Source organism: Pseudomonas cerasi (assembly GCF_900074915.1).
Taxonomy (GTDB): Bacteria; Pseudomonadota; Gammaproteobacteria; order Pseudomonadales; family Pseudomonadaceae; genus Aquipseudomonas; species Aquipseudomonas cerasi.
Map to the genome: position 1 here is coordinate 427673 of NZ_LT222319.1, position 17523 is coordinate 445195.

Consider the following 17523-nt stretch of genomic DNA (forward strand, 5'->3'; position numbering starts at 1 on the left):
AAATACATAGGTCCCGTTACACGCAGAAACAAGTGCTGCCGTGCAATAACAGGCGGACAGTGTGCCCGAGAGAGCGGGGTGCAGGGAAGGTTGTCAGGCGGATGGGCGACGAGGATAGCGCTTCAGCTTCTCGATCAGCTCTTCGCCGGGGATAGGTCTGTCGAACAGATAGCCCTGGCCGACATCGCAGCGATGGCGCCGCAGAAAGGCCAGCTGAGCCGCGGTTTCAATGCCTTCGGCAACCACTTTGAGCTTGAGGTTGTGAGCCATCGCGATGACCGCCGAGGTGATTTCCATGTCGTCTTCATCATCCGGAATATCGCGGATGAAGCTGCGATCGATCTTGATCACATCGATGGGGAATTTCTTCAGGTAACTGAACGACGAGTAACCGGTGCCGAAGTCGTCCATGGCCAGTGACAGGCCGAGTTTCTTCAGCGAGTCCAGTTGCTGGCGGGTGTCTTCTGTCGCTTCCAGCAACAGGCCCTCGGTCAGCTCCAGTTCCAGCAGTGAGGGGTCAAGCTCTTCTTCTTTGAGGATGGCGGCAATCGATGATACCAGTTCCGGGTCGGAAAACTGCTTGGGGGATACATTGATGGCTACCTGCAGGTTGCCGAACCCCGCAGCGGTCAGGTCCTTGCTCATGCGGCAGGACTGACGCGCGACCCATTTGCCGATGGGGATGATCAGACCGGTCTCTTCGGCCACGCTGATGAACTGGTCCGGTCGGATCATGCCTTTTTCAGGATGATTCCAACGCAACAGCGCCTCCATGCCCAGCAGACGACCCGTCAGCAGGCACAGCTTGGGCTGATAGAACACCTCGAGCTCGTTCTGGGTCAGGGCGCGGCGCAGGTTGTTTTCCACGAACAGCTTGTAACTGGCCTCGGCATTCAATGCTTCGGTAAACACCTGAACCTGATGTTTGCCGTTGGCTTTGGCCTTGTGCAGGGCCAGACCTGCGTTTTTCATCAGGGTCTGCGGGTCACGACCGTGCAGCGGCGCGCAGGCAAGACCCACCGAGCCGGTGACGCTGATCAGCTGATTGTCGACGAACATCGGCTTGTCCAGCGTGGCCAGCACTTGTGTGGCGGTGGCCTGTCCGGCTTCCTGATCGGTGTTGTCGATCAGTACGGCAAATTCGTTACTGGCAAAGCGCGCCAATACATCGGACGGGCTCAAGGTGTTGCGCAGGCGCCGCGCCAGGCTGATCAACAGTTTGTCACCGGTCTGGTGGCCGAGGCTGTCGTTGATGCGCTTGAAGTTATCGATGTCGACCAGCAACAGGCTCATCGGCGTATCGGTGTCGCGGGCAAAGCGTTCGTCCAGATTGCGGATAAAGGCCGGACGGTTGCCCAGATTGGTGAGGTTGTCGGTGTACGCCAGGCGCTCGATGCGCTGCTGGGCCAGCTTGCTCTGGGTGATGTCTTCGTAGATGCCGATATAGTGCGTCAGCTCACGATTGTCGCCATACACCTTGGAAATCGACAGCTGGCCCCAGTAGGGTTCGAGGTTCTTGCGCCGGCTTTTGAACTCGCCCTGCCAGCTGTTGCTGTTGGTCAGGCTGGAGTTGGCTTCCAGCAGCAACTGGTTGAGGTTTTCCAGTGCGGGCAATTCCGACAACTTGTGCCCGGAGACTTCCTCCGAGCTGTACTGGGTGATCGCCGTGAAACTCGGGTTTACGTACTCGACCACGCCATTGCAGTTGACCAGCAGAAAGGCGTTGGCGCTTTGTTCGACCGCGCGCTGGAACAGGTGTAGCGCGTTGGTCGCAGCCCGCCGGTTATGGTTGTTGATGACCTGCGCAAACTGGTCAGCCAGTTCGCCGGCGAAGGCGATCTCGTCGGACTGCCACTCGCGTGTCGTGCCGGACTCTTCCAGACACAGCACGCCGATCACCTGCCCGTCGATACGAATACTGGCATCGAGCACCGCTCTGGTTTCTCCAGGATTCAGGCTTTTGGCCATTTCGCAGGTGCGTGGGTCAGTCTGGATATTGCTGGCGTCGATCGCCCGGCTGGTATTCAGCGCTTGCAGGTAAGTAGGGTAGGGGCTGATATCCACCGGCGTGCGTGACTGATAGTCGCCGGTTTCACGGCTGTAGTCGGTGATCGGCTCAAGGCGTTTGTCGTTGAGGTTCCAGATACTGACATGGTCGACATCGTAGATATCACAAGCACTTTTGGTGATCAGCTCTGCCGCTTCGAGCAAGGTATTGGCCGTGGTGTAGCGGTGTCGGGTCAGGCGCAGGATCAGGTCCTGCTGGGCGCGCACGCGTTCCAGGTGGGCAAACTGGTCGCGCTGGGCGCGCTGGTTGAGTTCCAGTGCAATCTGCAGTCGCAGGTTGCGGGTTTCCAGATCGGAGTCCGTGACCGGTTCGCCAGTCGTGACAAGGTCTTCGACGATCAGAAAGTAACCACGTAACAGATGCCGGTTGTGCTGTTTGTACGCTTCGCCGATTTCCAGCAGGCCAAGGGGGCCTTTGGGGCTGTGAAGGGTGTAGCGGATCAGGTAATTCGGGGAAGAGGCCAGTTGCAGCTGGATGTCATCGTGCAGTTGATAACGTGCTTCCGGCTCCATGAGGCTGGCATAAGGGGATCCAATCAAGGCGCAAAGGTCAACAGCTGCCAGCCCGAACTGCCTTTCGCAATTCGGATCGAGAAACAATAGCGCCCAATTGGCTTCATTCAGCCGCTCGAAACGCAGCATGCCCAGGCGCGAAGGCACTGGCAATTGCGTCACTACCTCGGCTGCGGATCTACCGGCAGCATCGGTTTGGCTTTTCATGAACAAACTCGCTTCCGGAATACTAGTCGCGACGGGGATAAACCCCACTTTCGCGTATGGCAAGGTTGCATCATGCGGCCCATGCTTACAAGAGACCACAGTGGCTTAGTGCTATAAAAGTGTCGGCCGGTTGTCCAGGTTCTTCAATGTATCTGGTCGGATACTCAAATTCGTTGTTTTTTCGGGTAAAACCCCTGTTTTCCAGGGGAATTCGCTTTGCAGATTTGCTCCAGTTACGGGCTGTTGTCAATCAGGCTTTTGCCATCCTGGGCTCCTTTGCCGGCAATTGCAGGAAAATACCTGCCGCAAACATGGCCAGCACCCCGACACTCAGGAATGTCAGCTGAAATGCCCCCAGCAAGCTGCTGACCTCGCCGGTGGTAACTTCTTCGCTGAACCCCCCGAGCAAGGCTGCTGCGCTTGCCACGCCAAGACTCAGCGACAGCTGTGCCACCACCGAAAGCAGGCTGTTGCCACTCGCTGCACTGGGATCGTCCAGATCGATCAGGGTGACCGTATTCATGGCCGTGAATTGCAAGGAGTTGACGGCGCCGAGCAGTCCCAGATGGACCAGCAACACCCAGTATGGGGTTTGCACATCCACCAACGCCAGGCTGGCCAGGAGGATACCCAGCAGCAGTGTGTTGCCGGTCAGAATCATGCGGTAGCCCAGCCGCTCGATCAGCCAGCGGGCGATGGTCTTGGCGAACATGCCAGCGGCCGCCAGCGGCAACATGCTCATGCCTGCCTGAGACGGCGAATACCCCAGCGCCACCTGCAGCAGCAACGGCACCAGAAACGGCAGGGCACCGCTGCCCAGGCGGGCGAACAGGTTGCCCATGATGCCGACCGCAAACGTCCGGGTACGGAACAGTGAAGGGGCAAACAATGGCGATTCGATGTGCCCGGCACGCAGCCAGTACGCTGCCAGACAGCCCATTCCGGCAAACAGCAACAGCACCACGCGCATGTGCGGCAGGTGCAACTCGCCCAGGCCCTCCAGGGCAATGGTGATCAATACCATCGCCGCGCCAAACAGGATGAAGCCGACGCCGTCAAACCGTGTTCGACCGCCTCCCGGAAGATCAGGAATGAAGTGTTTGACGGCGTAGCAACCGAGGATGCCGACCGGAATGTTGATCAGGAAAATCCAGTGCCAGCTCAGGTACTCGACCATCCAGCCGCCAAGCGTCGGGCCCAGCAACGGACCCAAAAGGCCCGGCACGGTGATAAAGCCCATGATCCGCACCAGCTCCGATCGCGGATAGGCGCGCAATACGATCAGGCGCCCGATAGGCAGCATCAGCGCGCCCCCCAGCCCCTGAATCACCCGGGCGGCTACCAGCACGTTCAGTGACCAGGACAGCGCGCACAGCAATGATCCGAAACTGAACAGCAGGATGGCGCTGAAGAAGATGCGCTTGATCCCGAACCGGTCGGCGATCCAGCCCGAAGCCGGGATCAGCAGCGCAATGGTCAGCATGTAGGCGATGACCACCGACTGCATGCGCAGCGGGTCTTCCGCCAGTGAACGGGCCATGGACGGCAAGGCGGTGTTGAGAATCGTGCCGTCCAGGCTTTGCATGAAGAATGCGATGGCGATGACCCAGGGCATCCAGCGCAGGGTCTTTTCGTCCATGATCGGCGCTGCTGAGTTCGGCATAGGCTCCTGCTATAGCGTGAGGGTGAGTCGGCTGATCAATGCGCCCGGCAACTGGATTGAACCGGTCTGGCGCTGACTGTAGGTGCTCGATTGGAGAATCAGTTCCCTTTCTTTGGTCAAGTCCTCCAGTGCGCTGCCCAGCAGGCTGTAGGCGCTGTCATCGAAGCGCATGGTGCTCACCGGCGCGACGATCTTGCCCTCTTCGACCCAGAACGTTGCGAAGCGTGTCATTCCGGTAAGGCGCCCAGCGGCGCGGTCGGAGAAGTTCAGGTACCAGAGGTTACTGATGTAAAGCCCGGTGCCGAGCCTGGCGAGGATCTGATCCAGCTCCAGTGAACCGCCGGCAATGCTCAACGCGCTTGGGCCTTCGCCATAATCCGCGCCGTTGGCAGGCAGGTCGTATTCGGCTGCGCTGCTCGAATCCACCAGTCGATCGCGGGCTTGCCCGTCGACGATCAGTTTCAGGTCCTTGCGCGGGTAGCCTTCCCGTGAAAACGCTGGTGAAAGCGAACCGCTGACTTTTTCGTCGAAGTTGACCAACGGGCTGAAAGGCGTCTCGCCGTCATACAGCCTTTGCAACGGGCTGCGTTTACTGGCCAGTGACTGCGCGGAAAATCCGCCCCAGTTGAGCATGCCGATGACTTCGTCCAGAGCCGCTGGCGCCAGGTACGCGCGGTATTGTCCGGGCTTGAGCGCATGCAGCGGGCGGCCGAGAAATTCGAGCTGTTCGCGGGCTTGCTGAAAACGCTGCGCGAAGGCTTCGTCGCTCCAGTCGTGACCCGCGTAGTTGGCTTTCACTGCCTGGCCGTTTTCGTGAAACAGGCTCCAGTCGAAATTGAAGCTGTTGGCCTGGTGCCAGCCCTGCGCCCCCCACGAACTGGCGAAGCCGCGGTACAGCGGGCCTGCCGCATAGAAACCTACCAGGTCCAGATCGCCTGCCAGTTCGCTGATCTGCTCGACGACCCGGGCGCTGTCCGGCAGCGGCAAATCTTGAACGTTACTGCTTTGCCAGGCATTGGTGTTCGGCAACAGATAGGGATCCTTGGCCAGCGACGGCAGTGTTTCGCGCAGTTGTTGCAGGGCGTCGACAAGGCGCTGCTGGTCGGTCTCGGCGTCGCCGGACAAGGTCAGTTCCAGATTGGCATGCCGGCCGTCATCAATCAGTTTGAACGTTGCAATGACCTGCTGGACGCTCCCGGCCTGTCGAACCTGGCCGTGGTTGAACCGGATGAAGTCAGACGCCTCGGCGTCGTAGGCCAGAGTGAAGTGTTCCGTCGGGCTGATGGCAGCCTTGAGCACGGCGACCAGCGCCTCGAACTGCTGTTGGTGCGACATCAGGCATCTCCTCCAAACACATCGACATTGGCAAACACACACGCCGGAGAGGCATGGCCTACACGGATCACCTGGTTGGGTTCGCCCTTGCCGCAGTTCGGCGTGCCCAGCACTTTGAACGTGCTGGCATCACCCACTGCGCTGAGGTTTTTCCAGAATTGCGCGGAGATCGCCCGGTAATTGGGGTTCTTCACCACGCCCTTGAGCTCGCCGTTCTCGATCAACTGGCCCCATTCGCAGCCGAACTGGAATTTGTTGCGTGCGTCATCGATGGACCAGGAGCGATTGCTCGACATCAGGATGCCGTGCTCGATGTTACCGACCAGACTGTCCAGCGACTGGTCACCCGGTTCGATATTCAGGTTGGCCATGCGGTCGATGGGGGCACGGTTCCAGCTGGAGGCGCGGCTGTTGGCGACGCCTGCCAGGCCGCTGCGGTATTGCGACAGGGCACCGCCGAGCGGGCGCTGCAGCAGGCCGTCACGAATCAGGAACTGCTTGCTGGCTGACGTGCCATCGTCATCATGCGCGTAGCTGGCCAGTTGCTCGGGAATCTCCGGGTCGAAAGTCACGTTCAGCAGGCTGGAACCGTATTGCAGGGTGCCGAAGTCAGTCGTTTTGACGAAACTGGTGCCTGCGTAATTGCGCTCGTCACCGAGAATCCGGTCCAGCTCCAGGGGATGGCCGATGGACTCGTGAATCTGCAGGACCATCTGATCGGGCATCAGCAGCAGGTCGCGTGGGCCTGATGGCGTGTTGGGGGCGAGGATCAACTGCAACGCTTCGTCGGCGACGTTGGCGGCAGACCCGATCAGGCCACAACTGCTCAGCACTTCGATGCCACCTTGCTGGCCGAAGTTATGCCCGCCCAGGGTGCGCGTCTGGCTGTCGCGACCGTCGTAGGCCGTCACGCTCATGCCCGGAAACACAAAGCGCTGCGCCTGACGCAATTGCGCGCCCGCGCTGTTGAGGTAGATTTGCTCAACGGTTTCCAGGTCCAGTATGGCCTGCCAGTTGACCAGGCGTTCGTCTGCCGGGACCGCGCTGGACTCGGCCATCAGCAGGCCGATGCAATCGCTCAGCGGTGGAAAGGCTTGATCCATGTTTGGCGACAGGTAGTCAGCCTTTGCGCTCGAGACCGCTTGATCGCTCAGGTCCAGCAGCGCATGCGGTGCCAGACGGCGGGCCAGCGTTTCGGCCTGCTGCAAGGCAGCCTGCAAACCCTTCAGGGAGATGTCGTTGGTAGCGGCGTAGGCTTCAACGCCATTCAGGCGCACGGTCAGCATGGCGCCCTCGTCGCTGATCAGTGACGGCGGCTCGGCCACATTCTTGCGCACGCACAGGCGTTGGCCGGTGCGGTGCACGTAACGTACGGAAAAAAATTGCGCTTCACTCAGCAGAGCAGCGAAATGCTGCTTGAGCCGGGCGGAGAAATCGAACATGCAGACAAGCTCCTTCTTGAGGGTGGTCAGTGAAGTCCGGGCGGCCTTTTGAGCCGATTGCCGTTAAGGGGGAGATTACCCCCCACGATTGCCAAGCTGCACCTGCAAGCTTTGAGCCAGACGCTTCAGCCCTGCATCACCAGCTTGATATCGGCGGCCAGTTCACGCACGCGCTCTTCTTCGGTGTCCCACGAGCACATGAAACGTGCGCCGCCGTTGCCGATGAAGGTGTAGAAACGCCAGCCACGAGCGGTCAGTGCAGCAATGGCCGGCTCCGACAGTTGCAGGAACACGCCATTGGCCTGCACCGGGAACATCAGCTCCACGCCAGGAATGTCCTTGACCAGTTCGGCGAGCAGTTGCGCGCAGCGGTTGGCATGGCGGGCGTGTTTGAGCCAGGCGTCGTTTTCCAGCAGGCCGACCCACGGTGCAGACAGGAAACGCATCTTCGATGCCAGTTGCCCGGCCTGCTTGCAGCGATAATCGAAGTCTTCAGCCAGATCATGGTCGAAAAACAGAATGGCTTCGCCCACCGCCATACCGTTTTTGGTGCCGCCGAAGCACAACACGTCAACGCCGGACTTCCAGGTCAGTTCAGCCGGGGACGCCTCCAGAAAGGCGCAGGCATTGGAGAAACGGGCACCGTCCATGTGCAGATGCAGGCCCAGTTCCTTGCAGGTCGCGCTGATCGCCTTGAGTTCTTCCGGCTGATAGACGCCACCTACCTCGGTGGCCTGGGTCAGGGTCACGACGCGCGGCTTGGGGTAGTGAATGTCCTGACGCTTGAGCGCCACTTCACGAATCGATTCCGGGGTCAGCTTGCCGCCTGCGCTGCGGGCTGTCAGCAGTTTGGAGCCGTTGGAGAAAAACTCCGGCGCACCGCATTCATCGGTTTCGACGTGAGCCGTTTCCGAACAGATGACACTGTGGTAACTCTGGCACAGCGATGACAGCGCCAGCGAGTTGGCCGCCGTGCCGTTGAAGGCGAAAAATACTTCGCAGTCGGTTTCGAACAGTCGGCGGAAATCATCCGAAGCGCGTGCAGTCCATTGATCGTCACCATAAGCGCGTTGATGGCCCTTGTTCGCCTGCTCCATGGCCGCCCAGGCTTCAGGGCAGATACCGGAATAGTTGTCGCTGGCGAACTGTTGGCTTTGGTCTGTCATGGCCGATTCCTTATGGGCGATTATGGTGCGCACTGTAGCGACAATATAAGGTTCGGTCATGTGTTGGCTGCATGACGCAATTCCTCATTCAGGAGCAATATGGATCTTTCCAACCCGCCTTTTCTGCCCGGACGCAACAAGGCGCTGGACCTGCTCAAGTGGCTGGCGATGTTGAGTATGGTGCTTGACCACCTTCGCTATGTGGGCTGGTCAGTCGATTTTCTATACGTGCCGGGGCGTTTTGCCTTTCCCTGGTTCTGCCTGGCAATCGCTGTGAATCTTTCCCGGCGCAGCGCAGCCATCGTGGCCCCGCGGGTGCAATGGCGTTATCTGGGCTGGTTGCTGGTGTTTGCCGGGCTGGCGGAGATCCCCTATCGGCTGTTCATGGCTGACGCCACAGTGCTGAATGTAATGCCGACGCTGCTACTGGGGCTGGTGATCGCTCAGGGCTGGCAGCATCGCAATCCGACGACCCGAGTGATGGCCCTTGTCGCCTTGCTGCTGACGGCGATCTTCCAGAAATACCTGATGTTTGGCTTTGCCGGTGTGCTGCTGCCGCTGGTCTTTGTGCTGGTGCTGGAAAGAAGGCTTTGGTATGCGATATTTCCGGCGGTCTTTTGTCTGGCGGGTAATGCCTGGTCGCAGATGTTTGCCGGTGCGAGTTGGGGCGATCCGATTTCCATCGGTTCGATACTCACCTGCGTGTTGGCGCCTGTACTGGGCATCGCGCTGCTGCGGGCAAAGCCCGGATTCGCAGTGATCCCGATGCGGCGCTGGGCCTATGCGATCTACCCGCTGCACTTTCTGCTGTTGCTGGGCTTGCGAATGGTGGTGGGCAGGGTTTGATCGGGAGGACGCAGAGCGTCCGGAAAGGCATGCCAACGCAGAGCATTGGCATGAGAGTTAACGGGGTTCAGGCGCTTTGGTATCAGCTGTTGGGCAGCAGCCTGCAGGTGATGCTCTTGATGTAGCGCGTTTCGGCAATGGCCGGGTGTACCGGATGGTCCGGGCCCTGGCCGCCGCGCTCGAGCAGCTGGATGTTGCGGTCCAGATGGCGGGCGCTGGTCAGGAGGATGTTCTGCAGGTCGTCTTCCGGCAGGTGCATCGAGCACGACGCGCTGACCAGAATGCCGTCCTTGCTGAGCAGGCGCATGGCTTGCTCGTTCAGGCGACGGTAGGCGCCTTCGCCGTTTTTCATGTCTTTCTTGCGTTTGATGAATGCAGGCGGGTCGGCGACGATTACGTCGAAACGCTCTTCTGCGGCTTTCAGTTCCTTGAGCGCTTCGAAAACATCGCCTTCGATGCAGGTCATCTTTTCGGCAAAACCGTTCAGGGCTGCGTTGCGCTCCACGCCATCGAGGGCGAAGGACGACGCGTCGACGCAGGTGACGTCGCTGGCACCGAAAGCCGCTGCCTGAATGCCCCAGCCGCCGATGTAGCTGTACAGGTCCAGCACACGCTTGCCTTTGACATAAGGGGCGATGCGCGCCCGGTTCATGCGGTGGTCATAGAACCAGCCGGTTTTTTGCCCGGCCATGACCGGTGCTTCGAACTTCACGCCGTTCTCTTCCAGCGCAACCCATTCCGGCACCAGACCGAAAACGGTTTCGACGTAACGATTCAGGCCTTCCGCATCGCGAGCCGCCGAATCGTTCTTGAACAGAATGCCGCTTGGCTTGATGACCTGAACCAGCGCCGCAATGATGTCTTCCTTGTGGTTTTCCATCGTGGCCGAGGCCAGTTGAACGACCAGAATGTCACCAAAACGATCGACTACCAGACCCGGCAGCAGGTCGGAGTCGCCGTAGGTCAAACGGTAGAAAGGCTTGTCGAACAGGCGTTCACGCAGCGACAGCGCAACGTTGAGGCGATGGACGAGCAGCGACTTGTCGAGCGGCAGCTTGATGTCGCGGGACAGCAGACGTGCGCAGATCAGGTTGTTGGGGCTCATGGCGACGATGCCCAGCGGCTTGCCGCCCGCAGCTTCGAGGATGGCCTGATCACCGGCTGCAAAACCATGCAGTGGAGTGGCGGCTACATCGATCTCGTTGCTGTAGACCCACAGATGACCGGCGCGCAAGCGGCGGTCGGCGTTGGCTTTGAGGCGCAAGCTAGGCAGGGACATGACGTCGCTCCTGAAAAAAGAGCGGGATTATAGCGCGTCATCCCGGCGCTGGGCCGGGATGACTGCAATTAACTGACGGAATCTGTCAGGCAGACAGCGCTTCGATCAGTTTGCTGTTGAAGGCGGGGATATCATCGGGCTGGCGGCTGCTGATCAGCTTGCCGTCGGTGACGACTTCCTGATCGACCCATTTTGCGCCCGCGTTGACCAGGTCATCTTTCAGCGTCTTGAAGCTGGTCAGGGTTTTGCCTTTTACCAGGCCGGCCGAGATCAACAGCCAGCTGCCATGGCAGATCACCGCTACCGGCTTGCCCGCGGCCTCGATGTCCTTGACGATCTTTTGCGCGTCGCTGTCTATGCGGATGGTGTCGGAGTTCTGTACACCGCCCGGCAGCACCACGCCATGATAGTCACTGGCGTTGGCAGCCTTGAACGTGCCGTCGATCTTGAAGTCATCGGCAGGTTTGTCGTGATTCCAGCCTTTGACCTTGCCCTCTTCAGCGGAAAGGATTTCCACGGTGGCACCTGCTTGCTCCAGCGCTTCTTTCGGACCGGTCAATTCAACCTGTTCGAAACCGTCGGTTACAAGAATTGCTATGCGTTTGCCAGTCAGTGCTTCAGACATGGGATCCTCCAGTGTCGGGCTTAAGAGTAGCGTCTGGCAGGCCTTTTTGAAGCCGCCGTTTACGCCGTTAACACAACGTCCGAAGCTTCGTATAAGGCAAAGTTCCGAGAATATCTTCGTCTCGGGTGATGGACCGTTTCTCCGCAAGGGGTCAGAATCCAGTCATCAAGGTGAGTGAATTCCTATGTCCGAAGAGCTAAGCCCAGAACAGATCCAGCAAGCGTTGCAGGGCATCAGTGTGCCTCCGCAGCCGCAAATCATGGTGGATCTGCAGATGGAGCAATACATGCCCGATCCGGACCTGGGGGCGATTGCGCGATTGATCGCTCAGGATCCCGGGTTGTCCGGGGCGCTGTTGAAGATCGTCAACTCTCCACACTACGGCCTGTCCAACAAGATTGCCTCGATCGACAAGGCGGTAAACCTGCTGGGCAGTCGGACTGTGATCAACCTGATCAACGCGCAGTCGATCAGGGGCGAGATGACCGATGAAACCATCGTCGCGCTCAACCGTTTCTGGGATACGGCGCAGGATGTCGCGATGACCAGTCTGACCCTGGCCAAGCGCATTGGCTCGCAGACGGTGGACGAATCCTACGCTCTGGGCCTGTTTCACGACTGCGGCATACCGCTGATGCTCAAGCGTTTTCCCAACTACATGCCGGTGCTGGAAGAGGCCTACGCCAACGCGGGGCCCGATTGCCGCATCGTCGATACCGAAAACAGCGCCTTCGACACCAACCATTCGGTCGTCGGCTATTACACGGCCAAATCCTGGCGTCTGCCTGCACACGTTACCGACGCGATTGCCAATCATCACAACGCATTGGCGATTTTCCTGGACGATACCAGTCGCAATGCCACGCTCAAGAACCTCCTGGCTCCGCTGAAAATGGCCGAGCATATCTGCCAGTCCTATCGGGTGCTGGGCAATCAGGACGAGGATCACGAGTGGGAATGCATCGGTGCGCTGGTGCTGGACTACGTGGGCCTGTCCGAATATGACTTTGAATACCTGAGGGAAAGCATCCGCGAGCTGGGCGCGCGCTGATCCGGCGCCGCCCCGGCCTGTCCTTTCTGCACGACCGAGTTGTCCATGCCTGAATTACCTGAAGTCGAAACCACCCGTCGTGGCATTGCGCCGCATCTTGAAGGTCAGCGCGTCAGCCGCGTGATCGTGCGCGACAGCCGCTTGCGCTGGCCCATTCCCGAGGATCTGGACGTTCGCCTGTCCGGCCAGCGTATCGTGCAGGTGGATCGACGCGCCAAGTACCTGCTGATCCAGGCCGAGGTGGGCACCCTGATCAGTCACCTGGGTATGTCCGGGAATCTGCGTCTGGTCGAAGCCGGGCTTCCGGCGCTCAAACATGAGCACGTCGACATCGAACTGGAGTCCGGGCTGGCCTTGCGTTACACCGACCCGCGTCGTTTTGGCGCGATGCTCTGGAGTCTCGACCCTCACAACCATGAACTGTTGATCCGCCTGGGGCCGGAGCCGCTGACCGATCTTTTCGATGGCGAGCGTCTTTACGAGCGCTCGCGTGGCAAGTCGATCGCGGTCAAGCCGTTCGTCATGGACAACGCCGTTGTGGTCGGGGTGGGCAATATCTATGCGACCGAAGCGCTGTTCGCCGCCGGCATCGACCCGCGCCGCGAAGCGGGCAGTGTGTCCCGCGCGCGTTACCTGAAGCTGGCCATCGAGATCAAACGCATTCTGGCCTACGCTATAGAACGTGGCGGCACCACCCTGCGTGACTTCATCGGCGGTGACGGCAAGCCTGGGTATTTCCAGCAGGAATTGTTTGCGTATGGTCGTGGCGGTCAGCCATGCAAGGTGTGCGGTACGACGCTGCGTGAAGTCAAACTCGGCCAGCGCGCCAGCGTGTATTGCCCGAAATGTCAGCGCTGAAATACAGATGATAGGGGCTCTGGGCCATTTGCTTAACCCACAGCCCTGTTTATAGTGATGGCACCTTAATTATTTGCGACGCCTGAAGGATCAAGCCATGAGCCCGTTTCGTATTCTCGCTGCCGCGCTGGCGTTGTTCATCGGCCTGCAGGCGCTGCCAGCGGTGGCCGCCGATGTCACCACAGGCAGCGGCGATCCGGTCTACACCATTCAGAACCCACCTGCGTTTGCCATGATCGGTGACTTGCTGATTGCCCGACCCTTGTTGATCGCGGCCACCGTTATCGGTACAGGACTGTTCGTGATCGCTGCGCCTTTTGCGGCGGCAGGCGGCAACCTTGGGGCAACAGGCAAGGCGCTGGTGGTGGATCCGGGCAAGGCAGCCTTCGTTCGTTGTCTGGGTTGCACGGGCGACGGGTACGGCAAGCAGCAGTGAAGGCGTAATCAAGCCTTGCTGGTGATGAGCCGGTACTTGTCCATCAACTGCTCTTTGCTCTCGACGTGATTCTCATCCAGAGGGATGCAGTCGACCGGGCAAACCTGCTGACATTGAGGCTCGTCGTAGTGACCGACGCATTCGGTGCACAGGTTCGGATTGATCACGTAGATCTCCTCGCCTTGTGAAATCGCCTCGTTTGGGCACTCGGGTTCGCAGACGTCGCAATTGATGCAATCGTCAGTGATGATAAGGGACATGAATTGCTCCTGCCGCAGCCGACGCCGGGGCACATTAAAACCAATGCGGCGAATTGTGCCGCATTAGGCTTCGGGATGCACCTTCACATGCAGCGAGTCTAGCGCTTGAAGCGCTCGGTCAGCGCCTGGGCCACTGCAGGATGAACGAATTTGGTGATATCACCGCCCAACGCGGCGATTTCACGCACTAACGTCGAGGATATGAACGAGTAGCGCTCCGAGGGCGTCAGGAACAGGCTTTCGACGTCCGGTGCCAGCTGGCGATTCATATTGGCCAACTGAAACTCGTATTCGAAGTCCGATACGGCACGAAGTCCGCGCAGAAAGACGTTGGCATTCTGCTCCTTGGCAAAATGCGCCAGCAGGGTCGAAAAACCGACCACCTCCACATTGGGCAAGTGCTTGGTGACTTCGCGGGCCAGCTCGACGCGTTGCTCCAGAGGGAACAGCGGGTTTTTCTTCGGGCTGGCGGCAACCGCAATGACCACTTGGTCGAACAGGCGCGAGGCGCGCTCGACCAAATCTCCATGGCCCTTGGTAATCGGGTCGAAGGTGCCTGGGTACAACACTCGGTTCATCGCGTCGTCCTGGTCGGAGTCCGTTGTGGGACTCGGATGGTATCGCAGCCTTCCCGATGGGCCAAGCTGCGCGGCAGGTATCAAACGTCGTATTGCGCCGATTATCGGCCATGTTTATGTTGAAATCCCTGATTTTGGGGCTATTTAGCGCAGTCACAGCGGCTGGTCGGCCGATGAAAAACTTTGTAAGACGGACACTGATTGACGAGCGGGATGTCATCCGGATTTTCGATCTGTCCGGTCTTGGCCCGGGCGGGTGTGCCTGCGTCGACGTGACACCCTTATCGCTGCGATTCTGCCACCATCGCAGTATCAGCCTGCGCTAAGATTGCCATCACCTGATCAGCAAAGAGTGGCCTGGCCCAGCATGGCACCGCGTACCAAAACCCGTGAACGAATCGTGCAAACCAGTCTGGAACTGTTCAATCAGCAGGGCGAGCGTTGTGTGACCACCAATCACATCGCTGCGCACATGGAAATCTCGCCCGGCAATCTCTATTACCACTTTCCCAACAAGCAGGCGATCATCGCCGAACTGTTCTCCGAGTACGAGATGCTGATCGGCAGTTTCCTGACCCTGCCAGCCGACCGTGCGCCGACCATCGAGGACAAGCGCGATTACTTCCTGGCGATTATCGACGCCATGTGGCGCTACCGTTTTCTGCACCGTGATCTTGAGCACCTGCTGACCTCGGATGAGGAGCTGGCGCGGCGTTATCGGCGTTTTTCGTACCGCTGTCTGATGCAGGCGATGACCATCTACCGGGGATTCATCAAGGCGGGCATCCTGAAGATGGATGAGTCGCAGATCGAGTGGACCAGTCTTAACACCTGGATCGTCCTGACGTCGTGGGTGCGTTTTCTGTGCACCAATCGGGAAAACTCCACGCAGATCAACCAATCGGCTATTCGACGTGGCGTCTATCAGGTACTTATGCTCGAATCTGTTTTTGTCGCGCCTCAGGCTCGCGAAGCGTTCGATGCCCTGTGCAAGACGTTTCACGCGTCACTGCCCGAGGTTCTGATGTGAATTCCGGGACCGACGAGCAGCCAGCTTGTCGGTTCTCTGCCACAGGAGTGTGTCATGTCCATCGCGCAACTGATCAACCCTGAGCAACTGGCTGAACGCCAGAAAACTCCAGGCCTGGTGATTCTCGATTGCCGCTACGCGCTTGAAGATTCCGACTACGGCCAACGCAGTTACGCCCAGGGGCGTATCGAGGGCGCGTCTTTTGCCGATCTGAAGCGCGACCTCAGCGGGTCTGCTATCAAAGGCAAGACCGGACGTCATCCACTGCCCGATCCCGCCGCTTTGCTGCAATGCTTTCAGGCTTGGGGCATCAACGCCGACAGCGATGTTGTGCTGTATGACGATGGTCCGGGAATGTATGCCGCGCGGGCCTGGTGGTTGCTGGCCTGGATGGGCAAGCGCGAAGGCGTCTACCTGCTCGATGGCGGGCTGAAGGCCTGGCACGCTGCGGGGCTGCCGTTGAGCCTGGATGCGCCGAATCGTGAGCCCGGTCATTTCAGCGGCGAGCCGAACATGTCCATGGTGCTCAGCGGCAGTCGCTTGCAGGGTCGTCTGGGACGCCCGGAAATGACCCTGATCGATGCCCGTGCCGAAGCCCGCTTTCGAGGCGACGTAGAACCTATGGATCCGGTTGCCGGGCATATTCCCGGTGCGCAGTGTGCAGCCTGTACTGACAACCTCGGTCCCGATGGACGCTTTTTGCCGCCCGAACAGCTCAGGCAGCGTTTCGCTGAAAAGCTGCAGGGCCGCCCGCCGGAGAGTCTGGTCTCCTATTGCGGTTCAGGTGTCACCGCTTGCCACAACCTGTTTGCCCTTTGTCTGGCCGGCTATCCGCTGGCAACGCTGTATGCGGGATCGTGGAGTGAATGGATCACCGATCCTGAACGGGAAATCGCCACGGGCGCCGATTGATTCGTTATCAACTCGTGGGCGAGCCGTCGCGCGCCTGGGCGGCGCATAGCCACAGCGGGATGCGGCGTTCGAGGTAGTAACGCGGATTACGAAGCGAGCCTTCGACGAAGCCGACATGCCCGCCTTTGGTGTGCAGTTCGAATTCGGTGCAGGACGACAGCTCGCTGGGTTCGGGCAGGCTGTGAGGGAATACGAATGGGTCGTCGCTGGACTGGATGATCAGCGTCGGCGTCTGAATCTGGCCCAGGTAGTAGCGGCTGGACGCTCTGCGGTAATAATCCGTGGCATCGGTAAACCCATGCAACGGCGCAGTCACCCGGCCATCGAAGTCCCAGAAGGTGCGCATGTTCTCCAGTGAGCCCAGCGCGGCGAGTTCGGCCAGGCCCTCGCTGATGCCTTCATGCTGGAACCGATGCTGCTTGTAACGGATATAAGCCAGCATTTCGCGCATGAAGTGCCGCTGATAAACCCGCGAGAAGCCTTGGCCGATACGGTTGGCGCATTCGTCCAGACGGAACGGCACGGACACCGCCACGGCGCCCCGTAAATCACTATTGGCGCCGGATTCGCCGAGGTACTTGAGCAACACATTGCCGCCCAGCGAATACCCCACCGCATAAATCGGAGCCAATGGCCGCAGCGAGCGCAAATGAGCGATCACTTCGGCCAGGTCCTCGCTCGCGCCTGAGTGATAACTGCGCGACAGCAAGTTGGGTTCTCCCGAGCAACCGCGCCAGTTCAACGCCACACTCGGCCAGCCCTGCGCTGCCATGGCCTTTTGCAGGCCGGCAACATAGGGCGAGTTGGACGACCCGGTCAGGCCGTGCAGTACCAGCACCAAGGGTTTACCGGACTCATCCGGGCCATGCCAGTCCATGTCCAGAAAGTCCCCGTCCTGCAACCACAACCGCTCTCGCGTACGCGCCAGCAGCGTCGGCTTGCGCAGCAGCGGTCCCCAAAGCGTCTGCAAATGCGGATTGCCCATGCCGACGGCCGGGACGAATGGATTGGCATGGGACAGAAAGGTAGGGCGTGTGGACACGTGCTTGCTCAACGATCAGTTCAGGGGCTGAAGCTGTACGTTGCCACTAAGTGGTCCGGGATGTAAGTGGCTTGACGGTGTCGTTGCGTATAGGAATGCGTTTCGTGACGCTCTGCATCGCAAAAGAGTACGCACAGCGTCCAGAACGGCATGCGACGCGGAGCGTCGCACGATAGTCGAGGTTATCGTTCCGCACGCTCCAGCGTGGGAATG

Annotated in this window: 16 protein-coding genes; 6 read left to right on the forward strand and 10 right to left on the reverse strand. The window is 59.5% G+C overall.

The genetic code is table 11. The features are described from left to right. Positions 1–93 precede the first annotated feature (93 nt). The 5 genes from PCPL58_RS04405 to PCPL58_RS04425 all read right to left on the reverse strand — a co-directional run bounded on the left by PCPL58_RS04405 (position 94) and on the right by PCPL58_RS04425 (position 8393). Positions 94–2787, reverse strand: coding sequence for a bifunctional diguanylate cyclase/phosphodiesterase (locus tag PCPL58_RS04405; protein ID WP_003372574.1), 2694 nt, complete (start codon positions 2785–2787; stop codon positions 94–96). A 250-nt stretch (positions 2788–3037) separates the two neighbouring features. Continuing rightward, the gene (gene mdtD / locus PCPL58_RS04410) at positions 3038–4450 is read right to left on the reverse strand and encodes a multidrug transporter subunit MdtD (RefSeq protein ID WP_065348893.1); all 1413 of its coding nucleotides are present in this window, start codon (positions 4448–4450) and stop codon (positions 3038–3040) included. 9 nt (positions 4451–4459) lie between these two features. Continuing rightward, the gene (locus PCPL58_RS04415; protein ID WP_065348894.1) at positions 4460–5785 is read right to left on the reverse strand and encodes a TldD/PmbA family protein; all 1326 of its coding nucleotides are present in this window, start codon (positions 5783–5785) and stop codon (positions 4460–4462) included. After that, entirely contained in the window at positions 5785–7227 is a 1443-nt protein-coding gene (locus PCPL58_RS04420; protein WP_065348895.1) for a TldD/PmbA family protein, read from the reverse strand. Before PCPL58_RS04420 ends, PCPL58_RS04415 begins: the two co-directional genes overlap by 1 nt. A gap of 125 nt (positions 7228–7352) precedes the next feature. Further along, positions 7353–8393 carry a threonine aldolase family protein gene (locus PCPL58_RS04425; protein ID WP_003432507.1) on the reverse strand — a complete coding sequence of 347 codons (1041 nt, stop codon included), beginning with the start codon at positions 8391–8393 and terminating at the stop codon, positions 7353–7355. A gap of 99 nt (positions 8394–8492) precedes the next feature. On the opposite strand from PCPL58_RS04425, the gene PCPL58_RS04430 reads away from it, so the two are divergent. After that, a complete protein-coding gene (locus tag PCPL58_RS04430) occupies positions 8493–9239 on the forward strand; it encodes a TraX family protein (protein ID WP_044309106.1) in 747 nt (248 codons plus the stop codon). An 82-nt stretch (positions 9240–9321) separates the two neighbouring features. On the opposite strand, the gene PCPL58_RS04435 is transcribed toward PCPL58_RS04430, so the two are convergent. Both PCPL58_RS04435 and PCPL58_RS04440 read right to left on the reverse strand, forming a co-directional pair. Next, on the reverse strand, positions 9322–10518 hold the full coding sequence (locus PCPL58_RS04435) for a class I SAM-dependent rRNA methyltransferase (RefSeq protein WP_003372549.1): 1197 nt from the start codon (positions 10516–10518) through the stop codon (positions 9322–9324). A gap of 85 nt (positions 10519–10603) precedes the next feature. Then, positions 10604–11143: a type 1 glutamine amidotransferase domain-containing protein gene (locus tag PCPL58_RS04440; RefSeq protein ID WP_065348896.1), complete on the reverse strand. Its 540-nt coding sequence runs from the start codon at positions 11141–11143 to the stop codon at positions 10604–10606. 238 nt (positions 11144–11381) lie between these two features. Here PCPL58_RS04440 and PCPL58_RS04445 point away from each other — a divergent pair, with 238 nt between their 5' ends. The 3 genes from PCPL58_RS04445 to PCPL58_RS04455 all read left to right on the forward strand — a co-directional run bounded on the left by PCPL58_RS04445 (position 11382) and on the right by PCPL58_RS04455 (position 13488). Beyond that, entirely contained in the window at positions 11382–12194 is an 813-nt protein-coding gene (locus PCPL58_RS04445) for an HDOD domain-containing protein (protein ID WP_170846043.1), read from the forward strand. Positions 12195–12239: 45 nt separating this feature from the next. Further along, complete coding sequence (mutM, locus tag PCPL58_RS04450) at positions 12240–13052, forward strand: bifunctional DNA-formamidopyrimidine glycosylase/DNA-(apurinic or apyrimidinic site) lyase (protein ID WP_003372546.1); 813 nt, start codon at positions 12240–12242, stop codon at positions 13050–13052. Positions 13053–13149: 97 nt separating this feature from the next. Beyond that, a complete protein-coding gene (locus PCPL58_RS04455; protein ID WP_003372544.1) occupies positions 13150–13488 on the forward strand; it encodes a hypothetical protein in 339 nt (112 codons plus the stop codon). An 8-nt stretch (positions 13489–13496) separates the two neighbouring features. Here PCPL58_RS04455 and PCPL58_RS04460 read toward each other — a convergent pair whose 3' ends face one another. Both PCPL58_RS04460 and coaD read right to left on the reverse strand, forming a co-directional pair. Beyond that, positions 13497–13748 (reverse strand): YfhL family 4Fe-4S dicluster ferredoxin, encoded by a 252-nt coding sequence (locus PCPL58_RS04460; RefSeq protein ID WP_065348897.1) that lies wholly within the window; start codon positions 13746–13748, stop codon positions 13497–13499. A 98-nt stretch (positions 13749–13846) separates the two neighbouring features. After that, positions 13847–14326 carry a pantetheine-phosphate adenylyltransferase gene (gene coaD, locus PCPL58_RS04465; RefSeq protein ID WP_003348749.1) on the reverse strand — a complete coding sequence of 160 codons (480 nt, stop codon included), beginning with the start codon at positions 14324–14326 and terminating at the stop codon, positions 13847–13849. A 367-nt stretch (positions 14327–14693) separates the two neighbouring features. Between coaD and PCPL58_RS04470 the strand changes: the two genes are divergently transcribed. Then, positions 14694–15356, forward strand: coding sequence for a TetR/AcrR family transcriptional regulator (locus tag PCPL58_RS04470; RefSeq protein ID WP_003432509.1), 663 nt, complete (start codon positions 14694–14696; stop codon positions 15354–15356). A 54-nt stretch (positions 15357–15410) separates the two neighbouring features. Then, positions 15411–16268, forward strand: a complete 858-nt coding sequence (locus tag PCPL58_RS04475) for a sulfurtransferase (protein WP_065348898.1) — start codon at positions 15411–15413, stop codon at positions 16266–16268. Between the two features lie 7 nt (positions 16269–16275). Here PCPL58_RS04475 and PCPL58_RS04480 read toward each other — a convergent pair whose 3' ends face one another. Further along, positions 16276–17310 carry a hydrolase gene (locus PCPL58_RS04480; protein ID WP_083188525.1) on the reverse strand — a complete coding sequence of 345 codons (1035 nt, stop codon included), beginning with the start codon at positions 17308–17310 and terminating at the stop codon, positions 16276–16278. Positions 17311–17523 lie beyond the last annotated feature (213 nt).

Bases quoted from the DNA above. Each gene is read 5' to 3' on its own strand.
- mdtD (WP_065348893.1), bottom strand. From the start codon at position 4,450: ATGCCGAACTCAGCAGCGCCGATCATGGACGAAAAGACCCTGCGCTGG.
- PCPL58_RS04455 (WP_003372544.1), top strand. From the start codon at position 13,150: ATGAGCCCGTTTCGTATTCTCGCTGCCGCGCTGGCGTTGTTCATCGGC.
- PCPL58_RS04435 (WP_003372549.1), bottom strand. From the start codon at position 10,518: ATGTCCCTGCCTAGCTTGCGCCTCAAAGCCAACGCCGACCGCCGCTTG.
- PCPL58_RS04415 (WP_065348894.1), bottom strand. From the start codon at position 5,785: ATGTCGCACCAACAGCAGTTCGAGGCGCTGGTCGCCGTGCTCAAGGCT.
- PCPL58_RS04405 (WP_003372574.1), bottom strand. From the start codon at position 2,787: ATGAAAAGCCAAACCGATGCTGCCGGTAGATCCGCAGCCGAGGTAGTG.
- coaD (WP_003348749.1), bottom strand. From the start codon at position 14,326: ATGAACCGAGTGTTGTACCCAGGCACCTTCGACCCGATTACCAAGGGC.
- PCPL58_RS04475 (WP_065348898.1), top strand. From the start codon at position 15,411: ATGTCCATCGCGCAACTGATCAACCCTGAGCAACTGGCTGAACGCCAG.
- PCPL58_RS04440 (WP_065348896.1), bottom strand. From the start codon at position 11,143: ATGTCTGAAGCACTGACTGGCAAACGCATAGCAATTCTTGTAACCGAC.
- PCPL58_RS04425 (WP_003432507.1), bottom strand. From the start codon at position 8,393: ATGACAGACCAAAGCCAACAGTTCGCCAGCGACAACTATTCCGGTATC.
- mutM (WP_003372546.1), top strand. From the start codon at position 12,240: ATGCCTGAATTACCTGAAGTCGAAACCACCCGTCGTGGCATTGCGCCG.
- PCPL58_RS04430 (WP_044309106.1), top strand. From the start codon at position 8,493: ATGGATCTTTCCAACCCGCCTTTTCTGCCCGGACGCAACAAGGCGCTG.
- PCPL58_RS04470 (WP_003432509.1), top strand. From the start codon at position 14,694: ATGGCACCGCGTACCAAAACCCGTGAACGAATCGTGCAAACCAGTCTG.
- PCPL58_RS04460 (WP_065348897.1), bottom strand. From the start codon at position 13,748: ATGTCCCTTATCATCACTGACGATTGCATCAATTGCGACGTCTGCGAA.
- PCPL58_RS04420 (WP_065348895.1), bottom strand. From the start codon at position 7,227: ATGTTCGATTTCTCCGCCCGGCTCAAGCAGCATTTCGCTGCTCTGCTG.